The organism is Halofilum ochraceum, assembly GCF_001614315.2.
Lineage (GTDB): Bacteria > Pseudomonadota > Gammaproteobacteria > XJ16 > Halofilaceae > Halofilum > Halofilum ochraceum.
In genome coordinates this window covers 13,444-31,868 of the sequence record NZ_LVEG02000016.1, presented here as the reverse complement: position 1 = coordinate 31,868, position 18,425 = coordinate 13,444, and the positions used below count along the sequence as shown (strand labels likewise).

General features: G+C 65.6%; 16 protein-coding genes. 8 read left to right on the top strand and 8 right to left on the bottom strand.

The annotated features are described in order from the left end of the window. Positions 1-71: 71 nt before the first annotated feature. The 8 genes from A0W70_RS13010 to A0W70_RS12975 form a co-directional block, all read right to left on the bottom strand. Positions 72-1,625 (bottom strand): SpoVR family protein, encoded by a 1,554-nt coding sequence (locus A0W70_RS13010; RefSeq protein WP_067563230.1) that lies wholly within the window; start codon positions 1,623-1,625, stop codon positions 72-74. Then, positions 1,622-2,941: a YeaH/YhbH family protein gene (locus A0W70_RS13005; RefSeq protein WP_067563227.1), complete on the bottom strand. Its 1,320-nt coding sequence runs from the start codon at positions 2,939-2,941 to the stop codon at positions 1,622-1,624. The genes A0W70_RS13010 and A0W70_RS13005 overlap by 4 nt, the downstream gene beginning before the upstream one ends. 3 nt (positions 2,942-2,944) lie before the next feature. Beyond that, complete coding sequence (locus A0W70_RS13000) at positions 2,945-4,891, bottom strand: PrkA family serine protein kinase (RefSeq protein ID WP_067563224.1); 1,947 nt, start codon at positions 4,889-4,891, stop codon at positions 2,945-2,947. Positions 4,892-5,454: 563 nt separating this feature from the next. Beyond that, positions 5,455-5,898, bottom strand: a complete 444-nt coding sequence (locus A0W70_RS12995; protein ID WP_067563221.1) for a hypothetical protein — start codon at positions 5,896-5,898, stop codon at positions 5,455-5,457. Between the two features lie 411 nt (positions 5,899-6,309). Further along, positions 6,310-6,960, bottom strand: coding sequence for a YceI family protein (locus tag A0W70_RS12990; RefSeq protein WP_067563218.1), 651 nt, complete (start codon positions 6,958-6,960; stop codon positions 6,310-6,312). A 1-nt stretch (position 6,961) separates the two neighbouring features. Continuing rightward, positions 6,962-7,543, bottom strand: coding sequence for a cytochrome b (locus A0W70_RS12985; RefSeq protein WP_067563215.1), 582 nt, complete (start codon positions 7,541-7,543; stop codon positions 6,962-6,964). Positions 7,544-7,588: 45 nt separating this feature from the next. Then, positions 7,589-8,179, bottom strand: coding sequence for a YceI family protein (locus A0W70_RS12980; protein WP_067563213.1), 591 nt, complete (start codon positions 8,177-8,179; stop codon positions 7,589-7,591). A 139-nt stretch (positions 8,180-8,318) separates the two neighbouring features. Continuing rightward, complete coding sequence (locus tag A0W70_RS12975; RefSeq protein WP_067563210.1) at positions 8,319-9,779, bottom strand: M48 family metalloprotease; 1,461 nt, start codon at positions 9,777-9,779, stop codon at positions 8,319-8,321. A gap of 345 nt (positions 9,780-10,124) precedes the next feature. On the opposite strand from A0W70_RS12975, the gene ilvB reads away from it, so the two are divergent. From ilvB to A0W70_RS12930, 8 genes are all read left to right on the top strand, one after another. Next, a complete protein-coding gene (gene ilvB / locus A0W70_RS12970; RefSeq protein WP_067563207.1) occupies positions 10,125-11,846 on the top strand; it encodes a biosynthetic-type acetolactate synthase large subunit in 1,722 nt (573 codons plus the stop codon). Positions 11,847-11,859: 13 nt separating this feature from the next. Next, positions 11,860-12,351: an acetolactate synthase small subunit gene (gene ilvN, locus A0W70_RS12965; protein ID WP_067563203.1), complete on the top strand. Its 492-nt coding sequence runs from the start codon at positions 11,860-11,862 to the stop codon at positions 12,349-12,351. Positions 12,352-12,516: 165 nt separating this feature from the next. Continuing rightward, complete coding sequence (gene ilvC / locus A0W70_RS12960; RefSeq protein ID WP_067563200.1) at positions 12,517-13,533, top strand: ketol-acid reductoisomerase; 1,017 nt, start codon at positions 12,517-12,519, stop codon at positions 13,531-13,533. A gap of 28 nt (positions 13,534-13,561) precedes the next feature. Beyond that, entirely contained in the window at positions 13,562-14,179 is a 618-nt protein-coding gene (locus A0W70_RS12955; protein ID WP_067563197.1) for a phosphatidylserine decarboxylase, read from the top strand. A gap of 18 nt (positions 14,180-14,197) precedes the next feature. Further along, positions 14,198-15,061: a CDP-diacylglycerol--serine O-phosphatidyltransferase gene (gene pssA, locus A0W70_RS12950; protein ID WP_070989424.1), complete on the top strand. Its 864-nt coding sequence runs from the start codon at positions 14,198-14,200 to the stop codon at positions 15,059-15,061. Positions 15,062-15,075: 14 nt separating this feature from the next. Beyond that, on the top strand, positions 15,076-15,306 hold the full coding sequence (locus tag A0W70_RS12945) for a hypothetical protein (RefSeq protein ID WP_067563193.1): 231 nt from the start codon (positions 15,076-15,078) through the stop codon (positions 15,304-15,306). 205 nt (positions 15,307-15,511) lie between these two features. After that, positions 15,512-16,531, top strand: a complete 1,020-nt coding sequence (locus A0W70_RS12935; protein WP_067563190.1) for a class I fructose-bisphosphate aldolase — start codon at positions 15,512-15,514, stop codon at positions 16,529-16,531. Positions 16,532-16,641: 110 nt separating this feature from the next. Further along, positions 16,642-18,414, top strand: coding sequence for a chloride channel protein (locus tag A0W70_RS12930; protein ID WP_067563185.1), 1,773 nt, complete (start codon positions 16,642-16,644; stop codon positions 18,412-18,414). The last annotated feature ends 11 nt before the right edge of the window (positions 18,415-18,425 follow it).

The following is an 18,425-nucleotide window of genomic DNA, read 5'->3' as shown; positions in this document are numbered from 1 at the left end:
CGCCGCCTCAAGAGCACCGCGGTCGAGTGCCGTGATCATGAGTGGTCGTGCGAATAGAACGGGCGTGTCCCTCAGGCCGGATCCTCACGATGCGTCGCGACCGTTTTGCCGCTGGTCTCGTCGACTTCGTCGAGGACAACCGGATAGCCCCACAGGAACCCGAGATGGCGCAGCGTGCGCCGGGCCTCGAGCGCGTCCAGCGTCCGGCCGCGGCGCACCGTGTGCCGGATCCGAAGTTCGCGGCTGCCGCGCAGGTCGGCATCGGTCACCTCGATCAGGGGGCGGCTCTCGCCCGGGTCGTACTGGGCGGCCAGCGCGCTGCGGACTCGCCGGTAGCCGCGTTCGTCATGGATCGCACCGACAGTGAGGTACTCGGCGCCGGGGTCATCGTCCAGCCGGAACAGGCGAAAGTCGCGGATCACCCGCGGTGACAGGAACTGTCGGACAAAACTCTCGTCGCGGAAGTCCGACCACGCGCGCTTGAGCGTGGCCAGCGGCGCTCCGTTGCCGGCGAAGTCCGGAAACCATTCACGGTCCTCTTCGTCCGGCTCATTGCAGATGCGCTCGATGTCTTGGCAGATCGCGAAACCCAGTGCGTAGGGATTGATGCCGGAGAAGCCGCGGTGGTCGAACGGGGGCTGGGCGACGACCGAGGAGTGCAGGTGCATGAATTCGAGCATCGCCCCGTCGGTGAGTCGGCCCTGCTCGCGCAGGCGGCTCATGATGGTGAAGTGGCACCAGCAGGCGCAGCCCTCGTTCATCATCTTCGTCTGCCGCTGCGGCTCGAAATAGGTCGACAGGGTACGCACGATCCGCAGCAGTTCACGCTGCCAGGGTTTCAGATTGGGCGCCTGTTTCTCGAGAAACAGCAGCAGGTTTTCCTCGGGCAGCGTCAGCGAACGCTGCAGTGCTTCGTCATCGGTATCGCCCGGTCCCGTCGGGGGCTCGTGGTGGGCGACCACCCGCCACAGTTCGAGTTCGGTTTCCCGCTGGTAGCGCCGGCGTTCCAGCACCCGCTGGTGTTCTTCCTCCACCGTGCGTCGATGGGCCGGCGACAGGCGATCGATACCCTGCTCCTGGAGCGCATGCGCCGCGTCGAGCGTGCGTTCCACCGCCTTCTGGCCGTACTCGTCCTCGCAGCGCGCGACGTAATTGCGCACGAATTCCGCGTAGTCGAGGATGGTGTCGGCGTCGGTCCATTCCTGGAACGTCTGGTTGTTGCGGAAAAAGTGGTTGTGGCCCATCGCGGCATGCGCGAGGACCGTCGTCTGGGCGGTCGCGTTGTTCTCCTCCATGAGGTAACACACGGACGGGTTCGAATTGACGATCATTTCCAGCGCGAGACTGGTCTGCCCCTTGCGGTAGAGCATCTCCTGGTGGGCGAAGTGCTTGCCGAATGACCAGTGCCGGTACATATGCGGCAACCCGAGCGAGGCGTAGGCGTCCAGCATCTGTTCCGAACTGATGACCTCGATGCGGTTGCGATAGAGCTCCAGTCCGAGTTCACCGACGCCGACCTCGGTGACGGCGTCATGGATCGCCTCGAGGTCTTTCAGGGTCCAGTCTCCGCTGGTGAAAAGCGGCGTCCCCGAGCGCTCTTTCGGCGGTAGTGTCTCGGTGCTCATGATTCGATCCCGGCTCGGTGGAACAGATCGCGGAAGACCGGATAGATATCGGCGGGCCGCGCGATACTCCGGCGGGCGAAATGGGCGTGGCGATCCGCGATGGCGTCGTAGGCCTTCCAGAGCGCGCTGGGGTTGCCGGCGAGCGGGTCCTGTCCCACCGCCGAGTTGCGCGCCACTTCGACATAGGCGCCGTACTGACAGATCGGGAGTACGCGCTGATCGAGCAGTTCCACGCAGCGCGGCAGATCTTCCCGCCAGTCGTCACCATCGGAGGCCTGGGCGAGATAGAGATTCCAGTCCTCGATCGGGAACCGGTCCTTGACGATCCGCAGCATTTCCTCGAACGCGCTCGATACGATCGTGCCCCCGGTGAGCCGATCGTGGAAGAAGGTCTCTTCATCGACTTCCTCGGCCTGTTGGGTGTGGCGTATGAACACCACCTCGACGCGTTCGTACTGACGCACCAGGAACAGGTGCAGCAGCATGAAGAAACGCTTGGCCAGGTCCTTCATGTCCTCGTCCATGGACGCGGACACATCCATCAGGCAGAACATCACGGCCTGGGTGACAGGGCGGGGGACGCTGTCGAAGAAGCTGTAGCGCAGATCGATCGGATCGATGAACGGGACTCGGGTGCGGCGTTCGCGGGCCCGCGCGAGCTGGTCCTCGATCTCGGCGATCCGGGTGGCCGCGGAGCGGCCGTCCGCTGGCGTGATCGCCCCGGAGCGCAGCTGTTCCAGTTCGTGCTCGAGCGCTTCGATGGCGGTCTGGGTGGGGCGGCGCAGTGCAACCCGGCGCGCCATCGAGTGGCGCATGGTGCGTTCGAGATTCATCCGCACCGGTGGTCCGTCGGTGGTGAACCCCGCCCGCTGCCGTACGGTCGATGTCTGCGACGCGACCCGCGTCTTGACGAGATCGGGGAGTTCGAGGTCCTCGAAGAACAGATCGAGGAACTCGTCCCGCGAGAGCTGGAACGTGAACGCGTCTTCGCCTTCGCCCTCGGGGCTGCCCTCGGCGCCGGATCCGCCACCGCCGCCCTCGGGCCGCGCGATCCGGTCGCCCTCGACGAACTCCCGGTTGCCCGGCAGGACATGCTCACGGCGTCCGGCCCGCGGGTCCGGCACGAACCGCGGCTCGTGCACGTCGTCGCGCGGGATCGAGACCGTCTCGCCGCGCTCCGCGTCGGTGATGCCCCGGTTCTTCAGGTTCTCCCGGATCGCGCCGCGGATCTGTTCGCGTGCCCGGCGCACGAAGCGCTGCCGGTTGCCGAGGTTCTTGCCCTTCGGCTGCTGTCGGCGGTCGACGATGACGTCCATGGCTCAGCCCGCCTTGCGTACGCGCATATACCAGTCGACCAGGCGCCGGACCTGGCGCTCCGTGTAGCCGCGTTCGACCATCCGCTCCAGGAATGCCTCGTGTTTCTTCTCGGTTTCGCTGTCCTTTTTGGCGCCGAACGAGATCACCGGGAGGAGTTCCTCGACGTTGGCGAACATGCGCTGTTCGATCACCTCGCGGATCTTCTCGTAGGCGGTCCAGCGGGGATTGCGCCCATTGTTACGGGCGCGCTCGCGCAGCGCGTACTTGACCACCTCGTTGCGGAAGTCCTTGGGATTGGCGATCCCCGCGGGTTTCTCCGTCTTCGCCAACTCATGATCGAGCGTCTCGCGATCCATCAACTGGCCGGTGTCCGGGTCCTTGAAGTCCTGGTTCTCCACCCAGGCGTCCGCGTACGCGATATAACGATCGAACAGGTTCTGGCCGTAGTCGTCGTAGGACTCGAGATAGGCCTTCTGGATCTCCTTGCCGATATGTTCGGCGTAGCGCGGACCCAGTTCTTCCTTCACGAACGAGAGGTAGTTTGCCTCGGTGTCGGCCGGGAACTGTTCGCGCCGGATCGCCCGTTCGAGTACGTACATCAGGTGAACCGGATCGGCGGCGACCTCCTTCGTATCGAAATTGAAGGTCTCGGACAGGACCTTGTAGGCAAATCGGGTCGACAGGCCCGACATGCCCTCGTCCACGCCGGCCACATCGCGGTATTCCTGCACCGTGCGCGCGGTCGGATCGGAATCACGCAGGCTTTCGCCGTTGTAGACCAGCATCTTCGTGTACAGCGATGAATTCTCGTGCTCCTTCAGCCGTGTGAGCACCGAGAACTTCGCGAGCATGTTCAGGGTCCCGGGCGCGCACGGCGCGTTGGCAAGCTCGGACTCGCGCAGCACCTTGTCGTAGATCATGGCCTCTTCGGTGTAGCGCAGGCAGTAGGGCACCTCGATGACGCAGATACGGTCGAGGAAGGCCTCGTTGTTGCGATTGGCCTTGAAGCTCTGCCACTCGGACTCGTTCGAGTGCGCCAGGATCAGGCCATGGTAGGGCATGGCGCCGAGATTCTCCGAGCCCACGTAGTTGCGCTCCTGGGTGGCCGTGAGCAGGGGATGGAGCATCTTCTGCGGCGCCTTGAACATCTCGACGAATTCCAGAATGCCCTGGGTCGTGAGATTGAGGCCCCCGGAGTAGGAGTAGGCATCCGGGTCTTCCTGGCTGTAGAACTCGAGCTTGCGGATATCCGGCTTGCCGACCAGCGTGGAGATGTCCTGGTTGTTTTCGTCCCCCGGTTCCGTCTTGGCGACGGCGATCTGGCGCAGCTTCGAAGGGTGCATCCGCACCACCGAGAAACGCGTGAAGTCACCACCGAATTCGTCGAGGCGTTTCAGCGCCCACGCGGAGCACATGCCCGGCAGGCGATGCTTCGGGATTCCGTATTCCTGTTCCAGCCGCTCTCCGTAGCGTTCGGCGTCGAACAGGCCGAGCGGACTCTCGTACAGTGGACTCAGCTGCTCGCCGGCCTTGAGGACATAGATCGGCCGCTCTTCCATGAGGTGTTTCAGGCGCTCCGCGAGAGACGACTTGCCGCCGCCGACGGGGCCAAGCAGATACAGGATCTGTTTGCGCTCCTCGAGCCCCTGGGCCGCATGGCGCAGGAATCCGACGAGCCGTTCGATGACCTCTTCCATGCCGAAGAAGTCGGTGAAGTACGGGTAGTGCTTGAGGGTCCGGTTCTGGAAGATTCGTCCGAGGCGTTCGTCGGTGGACGTGTCGATGAACTCGGGTTCGCCGATGGCGTCGAGCATGCGCTCGGCCGGGCCCGCGTACATCAGCGGGTCATTGCGGCATCCTTCGAGATATTCCTGGAAGGACATCTCGACGGCGGTCCTGCGTTCGCCGTATTCGCTCTGCGCAAGATCCAGAATGCTGGTTTCGCTCATTGTCTCTCCGCGATGGTCTGTGCGTCTGGTCTCTCCCTCTTCTGGTTATAGTCGTTCAATGACTGGCGGTTTAGGCCCCGCACAATGAATGATTCGTTTGAATCCATCCTTTGGATGGCCGGCCACGGTGGCCATGGAAAACGGCGGCCACGCCCACGGTTTCCCGTTACCCGTGGGCGATGCGGAAGCGCACTCCCTCTTTTATCGTGCGCTTCCTGCACCCTCGCTTCTATTAGACTCCCCGTACAGCGGGTGTGCAACGACCATTCGACGGCACCGCACGACCGGCTGTCGGTAGGTCCCAACCCTCATCTTTCGACAGCATTGCGCCGGGATCCGTTCACGCGCGTTCAGGACCTTCGGCGTCGCTTTCGGTCGAGAGGGGCGGAAACGCGATACGGGCAGGGTGCACAACCGTAGCCCGGATGCGCGCGCAGCCCCGGGGTACGCTCAGGGATCGCACGGCGACACGAGCGCCGTCCGGCCGCGAGGCACATGCACGGGCCTTGTAGTCCGGTACCGGACCTGGCGCGACTCTCCGGCGGGGACGATCCCCGCCCTCGTCAGTCCGCCTTGTGGCGCAGCTGTGCGCGGGCCGTTGCTCGAATCTCGGCATCGTCGCCCGGATCCCAGGTGGCCCCGCAGGGCTGGCGCATGACGACCCGCCACGCCTCGATCGGGACCCGGTACCCGGAGCGCCACTGGCCGCGTTCGCCGACCGCCGCCGCGGCGCCCTGGTCGCGGATGGGGCCGATGTCGGCGTACTGGCGGACGAGTTCCGTGACCGCTCGCGTGAGTTCCGGGTCGTGTACCCGGGTGCGCCATTCCGTCGGGATTTCCACCCAGGCCTGATGCCCGCGCCGCACGCAGCGCCAGTCCGGGGCGAGTTCCTCGAGCCGCAGATCGCGCACCCGCGGCTCCGGGCGGCCATCCACCCAGAACCAGCCGCCGTCACCCCGTCGCAGGGCACCGTCGAGTTCGGTAATCTCGGGTAAAGTGATACTCATCACGGCATTCCGCGGAACCTCTATCGAATCGGTTCCCGTTCCAAAACCAGAAAACCACGCCCGAATACCCGCTTGCAAGCGCTGAACGCGGAGGGTCGGGCCCTGCATGCTCAGCTCCGCCGCCTCACCGCAAGCGAAACGCCCACGGCCGCAATGGAATCGGAGCGCCTGTAGGAGCGAGCTCGCTCGCGAACCGGTGTCTTTGTGCCCACAAGCTCAAAATTCATCAAGACGCGACCACACCGTGGTTCAGGGGATACATGCGCTGCCGGACCGAAGCCGGTTCGCGGCCAAGGCCGCTCCTACAATCAGTCTGCCGCCTGCCGCCGCCAGACGTGAATCCGGCTTACAATCCTTGGCCCTTGGCCCTTGGCCCTTGGCCCTTGGCCCTTGGCCCTTGGCCCTTGACCCTCAGCCCTCACCCACATGCTTCAACAGCAGATCCACCTCCACATCCACCTGCCGGCCCACCGTATCGCCGGAAGACCACTCGCCGGTACCGACTTCCCAGCGTGTGCGGTCCATGCTGAGCCCGCCCTGCATGATCGCCGTGGCCTTGCCCTCGATACGGGCGCTGTCGCCCCGGCGCGTCCACGTGAACGGGAGGGTGACCTCGTGGGTATTCGACTTGATGGTCAGATCGGCGACGGCTTCGTACTCGTCGCCTCCTTTGTGCACGATCCGCTTCGTCTGGAACCGCGCCCGCGGGAACTTCTCGAACCAGAACCAGGGCTTGTCGGCAAGCGTGCTGTCGCGGTCGTTGGAGCCCGTGTCCACGCTGGTCACGTCCACCTTCACGTCAAAGGCGCTGGCGGCGAGGTCGTCGGCGTGGAAGGTCATGTCGGCGTCGAAATCCCGGAACCGGCCGCTGAACTCGCTGCCAGTCTGGGTCGCGGTGAATCCGAGCCGGCTCTCCTCGTGGATGACCGACCAGTTGCCCGCGTGGGCCAGCGGGCTCGCCACCAACAGAAGGAGCAGGACGGCCGTCAGGAAAAGATGCCGCTGCGGCAGGTGCGCAGTAGGCTCCGGGTTGCTCGGGCAGGCTACTTGATCGGCTCGCATATCACTCTCCGCGAATCGGGTCGCTCGCGCGACTGAACGGCAGCATCCGCCGGAGCACGGCGTCGCGATTGACGATGTGGTGCTTGAGCGCGCCGAGGACGTGCAGCGCGAGCAGCGCGCAGATGGCAATGAACATCCAGTAGTGGGCGATCTTCGCCAGGTCGCCGATGGCGGATTCGTCGGCGCTCGCCGGAATGATGTCCGGAACCGGGAAAACGCCGTACAAGTCGAGCGGGAAATTGGCCGCCGAGTGGATCACCCAGCCCGACAGCGGCATGGCGATCATGAGCACGTAGAGCAGCACGTGGCTGCTGTGGGCGAGGGCGCGCTCCCAGCCGGCCATATCGCTCGGCAGGCGTGGACTCGGGTTGGTGAACCGCCACAGCAGCCGCAGCACCGCCAGCCAGAGGACGGTGAGACCGATACTCTTGTGCCAGTAAAAGGCTTCCACCTTGGTGGGCGAGACGGGCAGGCCTTCGGCCCAGTAACCGAGCACCAGGTTGGTGATGATGAAAAGCGCGATCAGCCAGTGGAAGGTCTTGGCGATCGCGCCCCAGTTGGTCGATGTATTGCGCAGGCGCATCGTATTCGGCCGGGGCGGGCGCGCCCGCCCCGGCGCTCCCCCTGGTCAGAGATCGGATTCGCGCTGCATCTCGGAGGAGATGCTGATGGTGACTTCGTCACTCACGCTGGGCGCATATTTGCCCATGTTGAACGCGCTCCGGCTGACCGTGGTGGTCGCGTCAAAGCCGATGGTCTTTGCATTCGTTACCGGGTGCTGGCCGATCTTGTTGATCGTCGTATCCAGGGTGACCTCTTTCGTTACGCCCTTGAGGGTCAGGTCGCCCGTCACGTGCAGGCGGTTGTCACCGACCGGCTCGATCCCGGTGCTGGTAAACGTGGCCTCCGGGTACTCGTCGGTATTGAACCACTCCGGTTTTTCCGTGAGGTGCCCGTTGAACGTATCGAAACCGCTATCCACCGAGTCAAGGTCGATGGTCACCTCGACGGAACTGTTGGCGTGGTCTTCGGGATCGAACTGGAGCTCGCCCGAGAACTCCTCGAACTCGGCGCTGGTGGTCGAAAACCCGAAATGATCCCAGCTGAACTGGATATTCGTGTGTGCCTTGTCAAAGACATAGGTTTCGGCGGCCAGTGCCGGCTGTGCGATCGCCAGCGCGGCGAAGGCCACGGTCGTGCCAAGCATGCGTCGGACCATCGTGCTACTCCTTGTTTCGCTTGTTTTCGCTATGCCCCGTGTGGGGCCGAGTGGTGTGCGTGCGTTTCCGTGATACTAACCCGGGGGCGGCGCGCCATGGCAACGGCGCACTCCCCGCGTTCGTGATCCGTATTCGTTGTCAGCCGCCCAGGGGATTGCTGGCGAGCCGCTCCCGCCGCAGTTCGCGCACCTGTTCGACTCGTGTGGACAGCCGGGTATGCTCGGTCGACCCGGGCTCGGCATGCTCGAGGGCGAGCTCCATTTGCGTCAGGGCCTGTTCCAGTCGATCCACGCGCACGTAGTATTCGCCCAGCGCTTCGTGGCTGCGACCGGGGCGCCCGGCGGTGTCGGCCGCCTCCGCGAGCAGGCGCCATGCACCGGGTTCGATCGGGCCGTTGCCACGCAGGTAATCGGTTACCAGTTCGACTGCCTGATCGGCCTGATCGTTCCCCAGCAGGAGCTGATGGCCGGTCGCCACTACGGGGTAGCTCTCCGGGTGCAGGGCGCGGGTATCCTCCCAGGTTGCCAGCGCCGCGTCGGCATCACCGCTGGCCTGCAGTGCCCGCGCCAGCGCAAGGCCGTAATGCAGGTTGTCGGGCGCGGCCGCGTGCAGTTCGTCGAGGCGCTCGCGTGCGCGCCCGGGCTGGTCGAGTCGCAGTTCGAGCACCGCGAGGCCGTATTCCCGCGCGGCCGCGCGGTCCGCGTCGTCGGTCGGCTCGCGCAGCCGCCACCGATCGTGGAGCCGGCCAGGCTGGTCGCTGTATACGGCCTCGATGCGCGCTTTCATGAGTTGGAAGGACAGCGTGTCGCTGCGCTGATCGGAGCGCTCCAGGGCCCCGGCACGGGAGGCCGCCTCCGCGATCCGGTTCTGCGACAGGGGGTGCGTGCGGAGGAATTCGGGGACCTGGCTGCCGCCTGGTCCCGACGCGCGCATGAGCGTTTCGAAAAACTCCGTCATGCCGCTCGGCGCGTATCCGGCGCGCGCGAGCAGCTCAATCCCGATCCGGTCGGCCTCGTACTCGTTCGAGCGCGTGTAGTTGATCCGGCGCTGCTGCTCGGCGGCGATACCGCCGGTAATCGCGGCCTGACCCGCCTGGGGGTTCTGGGAACCGATCACGATACCCGCCAGGATCGCCGCCAGCGTGGCGTAGCTGTCGCGCTGCGAGCGCGCGAAGGAGCGAGCGATGTGGCGTTGCGACACATGGGCGATTTCGTGCGCGATCACGCCGGCCAGCTGGGCCTCGCTGTCGGCCTCGAGAATCAGCCCGGAGTGCACGCCGATATAGCCGCCCGGGCCGGCAAAGGCGTTGATCGAATTATTGCGGACCACGAAGAACGTATAGCCGTTCACCGGGGTCGAGTCGCTGTGGGCCGCGAGGCGGCGGCCGACGCCATCGAGGTAGGCGGCGATCTCGGGATCGTGGTTGAGGTCGAGCGTGCGTCGCGCCTGCACCATCAGCTCGCGGCCGATCTCGGCCTCCTGGCGGGGCGACAGTACCTGGTCCACGGGCTCGCCCATTGCGGGGAGCTCGCTGGCGGTGGCCGCCGGGGCACCGCTTACGGTGGCCAGCAGCAACAGGATCGCGATGCGTCGAATCAATGCATTGGTCTCCGGATGCAACGATCCGGCTGCGGCGGCGGCAGTGTCCGGTCGACACCCGTGCCGCAGCCCGTGGCCGGGCCCCGGACCTCCCGATTATGGCTCGGCTGCAGCCGCTTGCCCATTACTCTTGCGTAATCCCGAGGCCCAGAAACACCCCGTGGGCGGCAATGCGCCCGGGGAATTCCCGGGTGGAGCGCCGGTCTGGTCGAGTAAGCCGCTCAATCCCCGTGAAATCCGCGGTCTGGCGTATTACACTTGACAGTTCAGCCGGACGCGTTGCGACCGGCGGAGCGACGGCCGGCCGTCGCTTCGATTCTCATCGACTCTCGGGGGAGTTGTACCGTGGAATTATCCGGCGGCGAAATCGTGATGGAGGCCCTCCGGCGCGAGGGGGTCGAACACATCTTCGGGTATCCCGGTGGTGCGGCGCTTCATATCTATGATGCGCTGTATCAGCAGGACGCGGTGGAGCACATCCTCGTACGCCACGAGCAGGGCGCCGTACACGCGGCGGACGGCTATGCGCGCTCGACCGGCAAACCCGGCGTGGTGCTCGTCACCTCGGGGCCCGGTGTCACCAACTGCGTGACCGGGATCGCGACCGCCAATATGGACTCCATCCCGATGGTGATCCTCTCCGGCCAGGTGGCGACGAAGGCGATCGGTTCCGATGCGTTCCAGGAGTGCGACGCGGTCGGCATCACGCGCCCCTGCGTCAAGCACAACTTCCTGGTCGACCGGATCGAGGATCTGGCCGAGGTCATGGCCAAGGCGTTCTACGTGGCGACCTCGGGTCGTCCCGGCCCGGTGCTGGTCGACATCCCGAAGGACATCACCGCGCCGCATATCAAGGTCCCGTTCGAGTACCCGGAACAGATCCGGATGCGCTCGTACAACCCGACCGTGAAGGGGCATCCCGGCCAGATCCGCAAGGCCGTGGATCTGCTGCTGTCGGCCGAGCGCCCGATGGTGTACTCCGGCGGCGGCGTCATTCTCGCCGACGCCTCGGAAGAATTGACCGCGCTGACCCGCGAGCTGGGCTATCCGATCACGAACACCCTCATGGGGCTCGGCGCCTATCCGGCCACGGACGAGCAGTTCGTCGGCATGCTCGGCATGCACGGGACCTACGAGGCGAACATGGCGATGCACGAATGCGACGTGCTGTTCGCCATCGGCGCCCGGTTCGATGACCGCGTGACCGGTGAACTCGAGCACTTCTGCCCGCATGCCCGGATCGTGCACATCGACGTCGACCCGGCGTCGATCTCGAAGAACGTCCATGTCGACGTGCCGATCGTCGGCGACGTCCGCCATGTGCTGGACGATATGCTCAAGGTGGTGCGCGCCAGCGACCGGCGCCCGGATCCGCAGGCGCTCGAGACCTGGTGGGGCCAGATCCGCCGCTGGGCGGCGACGGACTGCCTCGCCTATGATCGCGAGGCCGATGTCATCAAGCCGCAGTACGTGGTCGAGAAGCTGTACGAACTGACGAAGGACTCCGAGACCTACGTCACCTCCGATGTCGGCCAGCACCAGATGTTCGCCGCCCAGTTCTACAAGTTCGACAAGCCGCGGCGCTGGATCAACTCCGGCGGCCTCGGAACCATGGGCTTCGGCCTGCCCTCGGCGATGGGGGTCAAGCTGGCCCATCCGGATGCCACGGTCGTCTGCGTGACGGGCGAGGCCAGCATCCAGATGTGCATCCAGGAACTCTCGACCATGAAGCAGTACGATCTGCCGGTGGTCATCGTCAACCTGAACAACCGCTACATGGGGATGGTCCGTCAGTGGCAGGAGTTCTTCTACTCCAAGCGCTACTCCCATTCCTATGTGGACGCGCTGCCGGACTTCGTGGCCCTCGCCGAGAGCTACGGGCATCGCGGCGTGCGCGTCGAGAACAAGGCGGATGTCGAGGGCGCCCTGCGCGAAGCGCTGGAACGGCGGGGTGAGGTCACGTTCCTTGATTTCATCACGGACCAGACGGAGAACGTCTACCCGATGATCGCAGCCGGCAAGGGGCATCACGAGATGCACCTGTCGAGCGACCGCGAACTGGCCTGAAGGAACCCGTCGAATGCGGCACATCATATCCCTGTTGCTGGAGAACGAGTCCGGCGCGCTTTCCCGCGTGTCCGGGCTTTTTTCCGCCCGTGGCTACAACATCGAGTCGGTGACGGTCGCGCCGACCAACGATCGCTCGCTTTCGCGCATGACGATCGTGACTTCCGGAACGGACGAGATCGTCGAGCAGATCACCAAACAGCTGAACAAGCTGGTCGATGTGGTGCGCCTGTCCGATCTCACCGAGTCGAGCCACGTGGAGCGCGAGCTGCTGTTGATCAAGGTCCGCGCCGAGGGCACCGGGCGCGAGGAGATCCGCAGCCTGGTCGACATCTTCCGCGGCCAGATCGTCGACGTGACGGAAAAGAGCTACATCATCCAGCTGACGGGTGACGGGCAGAAGATCGACGCGTTCATGAACGCGCTCGGGGAGCACACGATCCTCGAGGTGGCCCGGTCCGGAGCGACGGGCATCGCGCGTGGCGAGAAGGTCCTGAGGTACTGAACGTCACCGATTGAACAATCGACACCTGATTCCGTAGCCCGGTTGAAGCGAAGCGGAATCCGGGGGCACGCCGCTTCTGGTGATCCCCCCGGATTCCGCTTCGCTTCATCCGGGCTACACGGAAATACTCATCGAACGAAGAACGAACTGACGGAGAGACACGCGATGAACGTCTATTACGACAAAGATGCCGACCTTTCGCTGATCACCAAGCGCAAGGTGGCGATTATCGGTTACGGCTCGCAGGGCCATGCCCATGCGAATAACCTGAACGAGTCCGGCGTCGATGTCACCGTCGGTCTGCGCCCGGGCTCGGCCTCGGAGCAGAAGGCGAGCAACGCGGGCCTGAAGGTCGCCTCGATCGAGGATGCCGTGGCCGCCGCCGACGTCGTGATGCTGCTGGCCCCGGACGAGCACCAGAAGGCGATCTACGAGGAGCGGATCCTGCCGAACATCAAGCAGGGCGCGGCGCTCGCATTCGCCCACGGTTTCAACATCCATTACGGCCAGATCGAACCGCGTGCCGATCTCGACGTGATCATGGTGGCGCCGAAAGGCCCCGGGCACCTGGTGCGTTCGACCTACACCCAGGGCGGCGGCGTGCCGAGCCTGATCGCCGTCAAGCAGGACTCGTCCGGCCAGGCCGGGGCGATCGCGCTGGCCTATGCCTCCGCGAATGGCGGTGGTCGCGCCGGCGTCATCGAGACCTCCTTCCAGGAAGAGACCGAGACCGACCTGTTCGGCGAGCAGGTGGTACTGGTCGGTGGCCTCGGGTCGCTCATCCAGAAAGGCTACGAGACCCTGGTCGAGGCCGGCTACGCGCCGGAAATGGCGTATTTCGAATGCCTGCACGAGACCAAGCTGATCGTCGATCTGCTCTACGAGGGCGGTCTCGCCAACATGAATTACTCGATCTCGAACACGGCCGAGTACGGCGGTTTCACGCGCGGTCCGCGGATCATCAACGACGATGCGAAGGCGGAGATGCGCCGGATCCTCGACGAGATCCAGAACGGCGAGTTCGCGCGCGAGTTCATCCTCGAGAACCAGGCGAACGCCCCGGTCCTCAAGGCGAACCGCCGCATTGCCGATGAGCACGAGATCACCCAGGTCGGCAACAAGCTGCGCTCGATGATGCCCTGGATCGCGTCGTCGAAGATCGTCGACAAGTCGAAGAACTGAGCGGACGAAACGGCCAGCGGCCAGCTCCATGCGCCTGCTGACACTCTTCCGCCTGCCGTTCGGGATCGCGGTCCTGGCCGGTCTGGGCGCGGCGGTCAGCGGTTCGCCGGCGCTGGTCGCTCTGGCGGTCCTCGCCGGTGCCGGCATCTACGTCCTCGGGCGTGATCCGGAGCGCAGTGTGCCGTCCCATCCGCTGGGTATCGTGAGTCCGGTGGACGGCCGCATTGATGCGGTGGAGCGGATCGAGGACCCGTTTCTGCGCCGTGACGCGCTCGCGGTCGTGGTGCAGCAGGGCTGGATCGCCCCGGCCATCCTCTGCAGTCCGGCCGAGGGCCGTATCGTACAGATCTGGGCCGGGCCCGAAATCCCGGGCCATGTGGATGGCGAGCGCCTCGCCATCCATCTGCGCACGGACGAGGGCGATGACGTCGTCTTCACCGTGAGCCGTCCGCCCCTGTCCCGCGGCCCGCTGCGCTGGTCGGTACAGCCGGGCGAGCGGGTCGGTCAGGGGCAGCGGCGGGGATTGGCCGGCTGGGGCCGGCGCATCACGCTCTATCTGCCGCCCGACAGTACCCCCGCGGTACAATCGGGCGAGTCGGTGGAGGCGGGCGCGACCCTGCTGTGCCAACTGGTACACGGGGCCTGATGCCCCGGGGAGTCGTCATTGAATACAGCGGATGAACGCAAACGCCGACGCGGCATCTATCTGTTGCCGAGCCTGTTCACGACCGGCGCACTGTTCGCCGGTTTCTTCGCCATCGTGGCCGCCCTGCAGGGGAATTTCGCCCCGGCGGCGATCGCGATCCTCATCGCGATGGTGCTCGACGGGCTCGATGGGCGCGTCGCCCGCATGACCGATACCCAGAGTGATTTCGGCGCCGAATACGACAGCCTGTCGGACATGGTGTCGTTTGGCGTGGCACCGGCACTGATCGTCTACGAGTGGTCGCTCAAGAATGTCGGCGATGTCGCCGCGAGCTGGAGCCAGCTCGGATGGCTGGTGGCCTTCATCTATACGGCCTGCTGCGCGCTGCGCTTGGCCCGCTTCAACACCCAGGTCGGCAAGGCCGACAAGCGCTTTTTCCAGGGGCTGGCGAGCCCCTCGGCGGCCGCCGTGATGGTGGGCATGGTCTGGGTTTCCCGCTCTTTCGGCATCTCCGGGCAGGAGCTGATGACGCTCGCGTTCGTCGTGACCCTCGCCACCGGACTGCTGATGGTCACCAGCCTGCCGTATTACAGCTTCAAGGATCTCGGCGGTCACCGGCGCGTGCCGTTCATCACCATGCTGGCCGTGGTCATGCTGTTCGTGTTCGCGACCATCGATCCGCCGGTCGTGATCTTCGCCGGCTTCGCGCTGTACGCCCTTTCGGGGCCGGCGTGGTGGGCGTTTCGGCGGCTGCGGCGCCGGGGACGCCGCCATCCGGGCGCCGGCGCGGAAGCGGAGGCCGGCGTGCCGGCTGACGATTCGGACGGACGGGCCGGCAACGACCCCGGCCCGCATGTCGACGACGGCGCCGGTCGCCGCTGAGGGAGCGACCGCGGATGCGACGTTTCCATGACGGCGAAGGCGTGGAATGGACGGTCGCCGTGTCCGCGGGCTCCTATGGCGCGATCACCCTGATGTTCGCGGCCGCCGGCAACAGCGGCGTCTGCTGGTTGGCGCTCGAGGCGGACAACGCCGCCGAAGCCCAGACCATGCTCGCGGATTTCAGCGACGAAGAACTGCGTGCGCGGCTCGCGCGCGCCGAGTGGTGGGACGACGAGGGCGCCTAGTGGGCCATGCGGTCAGTCCGCTCAGAGAGTAACCGGACTCCCCGTATGGCCCACCAGTGATCCGCCTGGCCGATGCCCTTCTGCGGCATGTCGCGCCATAGTCCGTTCCGCTGGGCCGCTGCTATAATCCGCCGCAGCCGATCAGCGATCACCAGGCGCCCGCGGCGGCGCATCTCAGACCTATAAAACGGGAAGGGCCTCTCCAATGAATACCAGTCAACTGATCACGGTCGCCAACGCGCTCGTCGAGCCCGGCAAGGGGCTGCTTGCCGCCGACGAGAGCGGGCCGACGATCGCGAAGCGTTTCCGTGAAATCGACGTCGAATCGACCGAGGAGAACCGCCTGGCGTACCGCCGGCTGTTGTTCACCACGCCCGAAATCGAGCGCTACCTCAGCGGTATCATCCTGTTCGACGAGACCATTCGCCAGAGCGCGAGCGACGGCACGCCGCTGCCGAAGGTCCTTTCGGACAAGGGCGTGGTGCCCGGGATCAAGGTCGACAAGGGCGCGAAGCCGCTCGCCGGGTTTGGCGAGGAGAAGGTCACCGAGGGCCTGGATGGCCTGCGCGAGCGGCTCGCCGAGTACTACGAGCTGGGCGCGCGCTTCGCCAAGTGGCGGTCCGTCATCGCGATCGGCGAGGGCATGCCCACCACCGCCTGCATGGAGGCGAACGCGCACGCGCTGGCCCGCTACGCCGCGCTCTGTCAGGAAGCGGACATCGTGCCGATCGTCGAGCCTGAGGTTTTGATCGACGGCGAGCACACCATCGAACAGTGCCGCCAGGCCACGGCCGAGACCTGGTATCACCTGTATAACCAGATGCACCGCCAGGACGTGCTGCTCGAGGGCTCGCTGCTCAAGGCCAGCATGGTGCTCTCCGGCAAGGCCTGTTCCGAGCAGGCGAGCGTTGAAGAGGTCGCCGAGGAAACCGTATCGCTGGCACGCGAGCTTGTGCCGGCCGCGGTACCCGGCATCGTCTTCCTCTCCGGTGGGCAGTCGCCGGTGCGTGCCACGCAGCATCTCGATGCCATGAACCGCCTGGGCGAGCAGCCCTGGAAGCTCGGCTTCTCCTACGCCCGCGCGCTGCAGGAACCGGTCATGCAGGCCTGGCGGGGCGACGACGGCAACACCGAGGCGGCGCAGAACGCGCTCTTCCAGCGCGCGAAGCTCAACAGCGAAGCGATGCTGGGTCGTTACTCGAGTGATATGGAAGAGGCGGCCTGAGCCGCTGACTTCCCCATCGCCCCGGTCCGCCCACAGCGGGCCGGGGCGATTTCATTCAGGCCGGCGGATGGCCTCCATCCGTCACGGGCAACCTTCGTCATCTCCCCCGCATGAGCGATCCGGACAAAGAGCGGTACGCGCGTACCGACGAAAAAGACCTCCTGCCCGCCTGGGACATGTTCATCATGGCCCTGATCGTCGGCATCCTCGCCGGCGTCGGGTCGATTCTCTTTCAGGGTACGATCGCGTTTTCCGAGAGCCTGCTGTTCTACGGCGAGTTCGGTTTTCACTTCGAGCCCGACGAACACTTGGCGCTGAGCCCGTGGGGCTGGGGCGTCATCTTCGTGCCTGTCGTCGGCGCGGCGATCGTCACCTGGATCACCAATACGCTGTCGCCGGAGTCGCGGGGGAGCGGTGTGCCCGAGGTGATGCACGCCATTTACTACCACGGGGGTCGTATCCGCCCCGTCACGGTGGTGGCGAAGGCGCTCGCCTCGGCGGTATCCATCGGCAGCGGCGGCTCGGTCGGGCGCGAAGGGCCGATTATCCAGATCGGTTCCTCGTTCGGGGCGCTGGCCGCCGGCTTCCGGGCGATGCCGGCCCGGCAGCGGATCGTGCTGGTCGGCGCCGGGGCGGCCGCCGGCATCGCCGCCACCTTCAACGCGCCGCTGGGCGGACTCGCGTTCGCGGTCGAATTGCTGCTGGTCTCGGTCAGCGCGCTCAATATCGCCGTGGTCGCGAGCGCCACCGTGACGGCCACGTTCATCGGGCGCCTCTATTCCGGTATCGGTCCGACGTTCGAGATCCCCTCCGTCGACCTGTTCTCGGACCACCTGATCGGTACGTACCAGCTGCTGCTTTGCGTGCCGTTCGGTTTGCTGACGGGGTTGGCGGCTGCGGCCTTCGTGCGCTCCATCTACTGGATGGAAGACCGCTTCAACGGGCTGTTCGATAACGATTACCTGTGCCACATGAGCGCGATGTTCATCGTCGGGCTCATGATCTACGGCTTCCTGGTGTATACCGGCGAGTACTATGTCGCCGGAGTCGGTTACGCCACGATCCTCGATGTGTTGCGCGGCGTCCTCACGGACCCCCTGTTCCTGCTGCTGCTGTTCGCCGCCAAGATGCTGGCAACGGCGCTCACCCTCGGGACCGGGGCTTCGGGCGGGGTGTTCTCGCCGTCGCTGTTCCTGGGCGCGACGCTCGGGGCCGCCTGGGCCGAACTGTCGGGCTTCCTGATGCCGGGCATCGAGGTCGATCCGGTCGTGTTCGCCGTCGCCGGGATGGCCGGTATGGTCGGCGCGACGACCTCCGCGGTCGTCACCGCCATCGCCATGATCTTCGAGCAGACGCTGGATTACTCGGCGATCCTGCCGATTATCACCACGGTGGCGCTCGCCTATGTGGTGCGTGTGCGCCTGGTGAGCGAAAGCATCTATACGCTGAAACTGGCGCGGCGTGGGCGCGGGGTTCCGCAGGGGCTGCAGGCGGCCATGTCCGTGACCATGGACGCGCGCAAGGTCATGAGCCGCAACTTCGAGATCGTCGAGTACGAGCACCTGACCGAGTGGTGCCGTACCCGATCCGCCGAGCATGAGGCCCGTTATGCCGTCGTCGTACGCGATGGCGAGATCCATGGCCTCGCGCACGAGGAACGGCCGTGGCTGCTGGCCGATCACGACCCGGAGCAGCTCGTCTGGACCGATTTCCTGCTCGTGCCGCCGGGTATGCGCTGGTCGGTCCTGATGCGGGCGCTGCGCTCCAGCAGCAGCGAGATCGTGATCGTCGGGCGTTCATTGGCGATCGAGGACCTGCGCGGCGTCATCACCGCACGGGAGATCGCTCGGGCAGCGCGAGACAACGCCGATCTGATGGAGTAGCGGCGGCGGTG

Excerpts from the sequence above, each read along its gene's own strand:
- A0W70_RS12995 (WP_067563221.1), bottom strand. The coding sequence starts at position 5,898 with ATGAGTATCACTTTACCCGAGATTACCGAACTCGACGGTGCCCTGCGA.
- A0W70_RS12990 (WP_067563218.1), bottom strand. The coding sequence starts at position 6,960 with ATGCGAGCCGATCAAGTAGCCTGCCCGAGCAACCCGGAGCCTACTGCG.
- A0W70_RS13000 (WP_067563224.1), bottom strand. The coding sequence starts at position 4,891 with ATGAGCGAAACCAGCATTCTGGATCTTGCGCAGAGCGAATACGGCGAA.
- ilvN (WP_067563203.1), top strand. The coding sequence starts at position 11,860 with ATGCGGCACATCATATCCCTGTTGCTGGAGAACGAGTCCGGCGCGCTT.
- A0W70_RS12930 (WP_067563185.1), top strand. The coding sequence starts at position 16,642 with ATGAGCGATCCGGACAAAGAGCGGTACGCGCGTACCGACGAAAAAGAC.
- A0W70_RS12985 (WP_067563215.1), bottom strand. The coding sequence starts at position 7,543 with ATGCGCCTGCGCAATACATCGACCAACTGGGGCGCGATCGCCAAGACC.
- A0W70_RS12955 (WP_067563197.1), top strand. The coding sequence starts at position 13,562 with ATGCGCCTGCTGACACTCTTCCGCCTGCCGTTCGGGATCGCGGTCCTG.
- A0W70_RS12935 (WP_067563190.1), top strand. The coding sequence starts at position 15,512 with ATGAATACCAGTCAACTGATCACGGTCGCCAACGCGCTCGTCGAGCCC.
- A0W70_RS13010 (WP_067563230.1), bottom strand. The coding sequence starts at position 1,625 with ATGAGCACCGAGACACTACCGCCGAAAGAGCGCTCGGGGACGCCGCTT.
- A0W70_RS12945 (WP_067563193.1), top strand. The coding sequence starts at position 15,076 with ATGCGACGTTTCCATGACGGCGAAGGCGTGGAATGGACGGTCGCCGTG.
- A0W70_RS12980 (WP_067563213.1), bottom strand. The coding sequence starts at position 8,179 with ATGGTCCGACGCATGCTTGGCACGACCGTGGCCTTCGCCGCGCTGGCG.
- A0W70_RS13005 (WP_067563227.1), bottom strand. The coding sequence starts at position 2,941 with ATGGACGTCATCGTCGACCGCCGACAGCAGCCGAAGGGCAAGAACCTC.
- ilvC (WP_067563200.1), top strand. The coding sequence starts at position 12,517 with ATGAACGTCTATTACGACAAAGATGCCGACCTTTCGCTGATCACCAAG.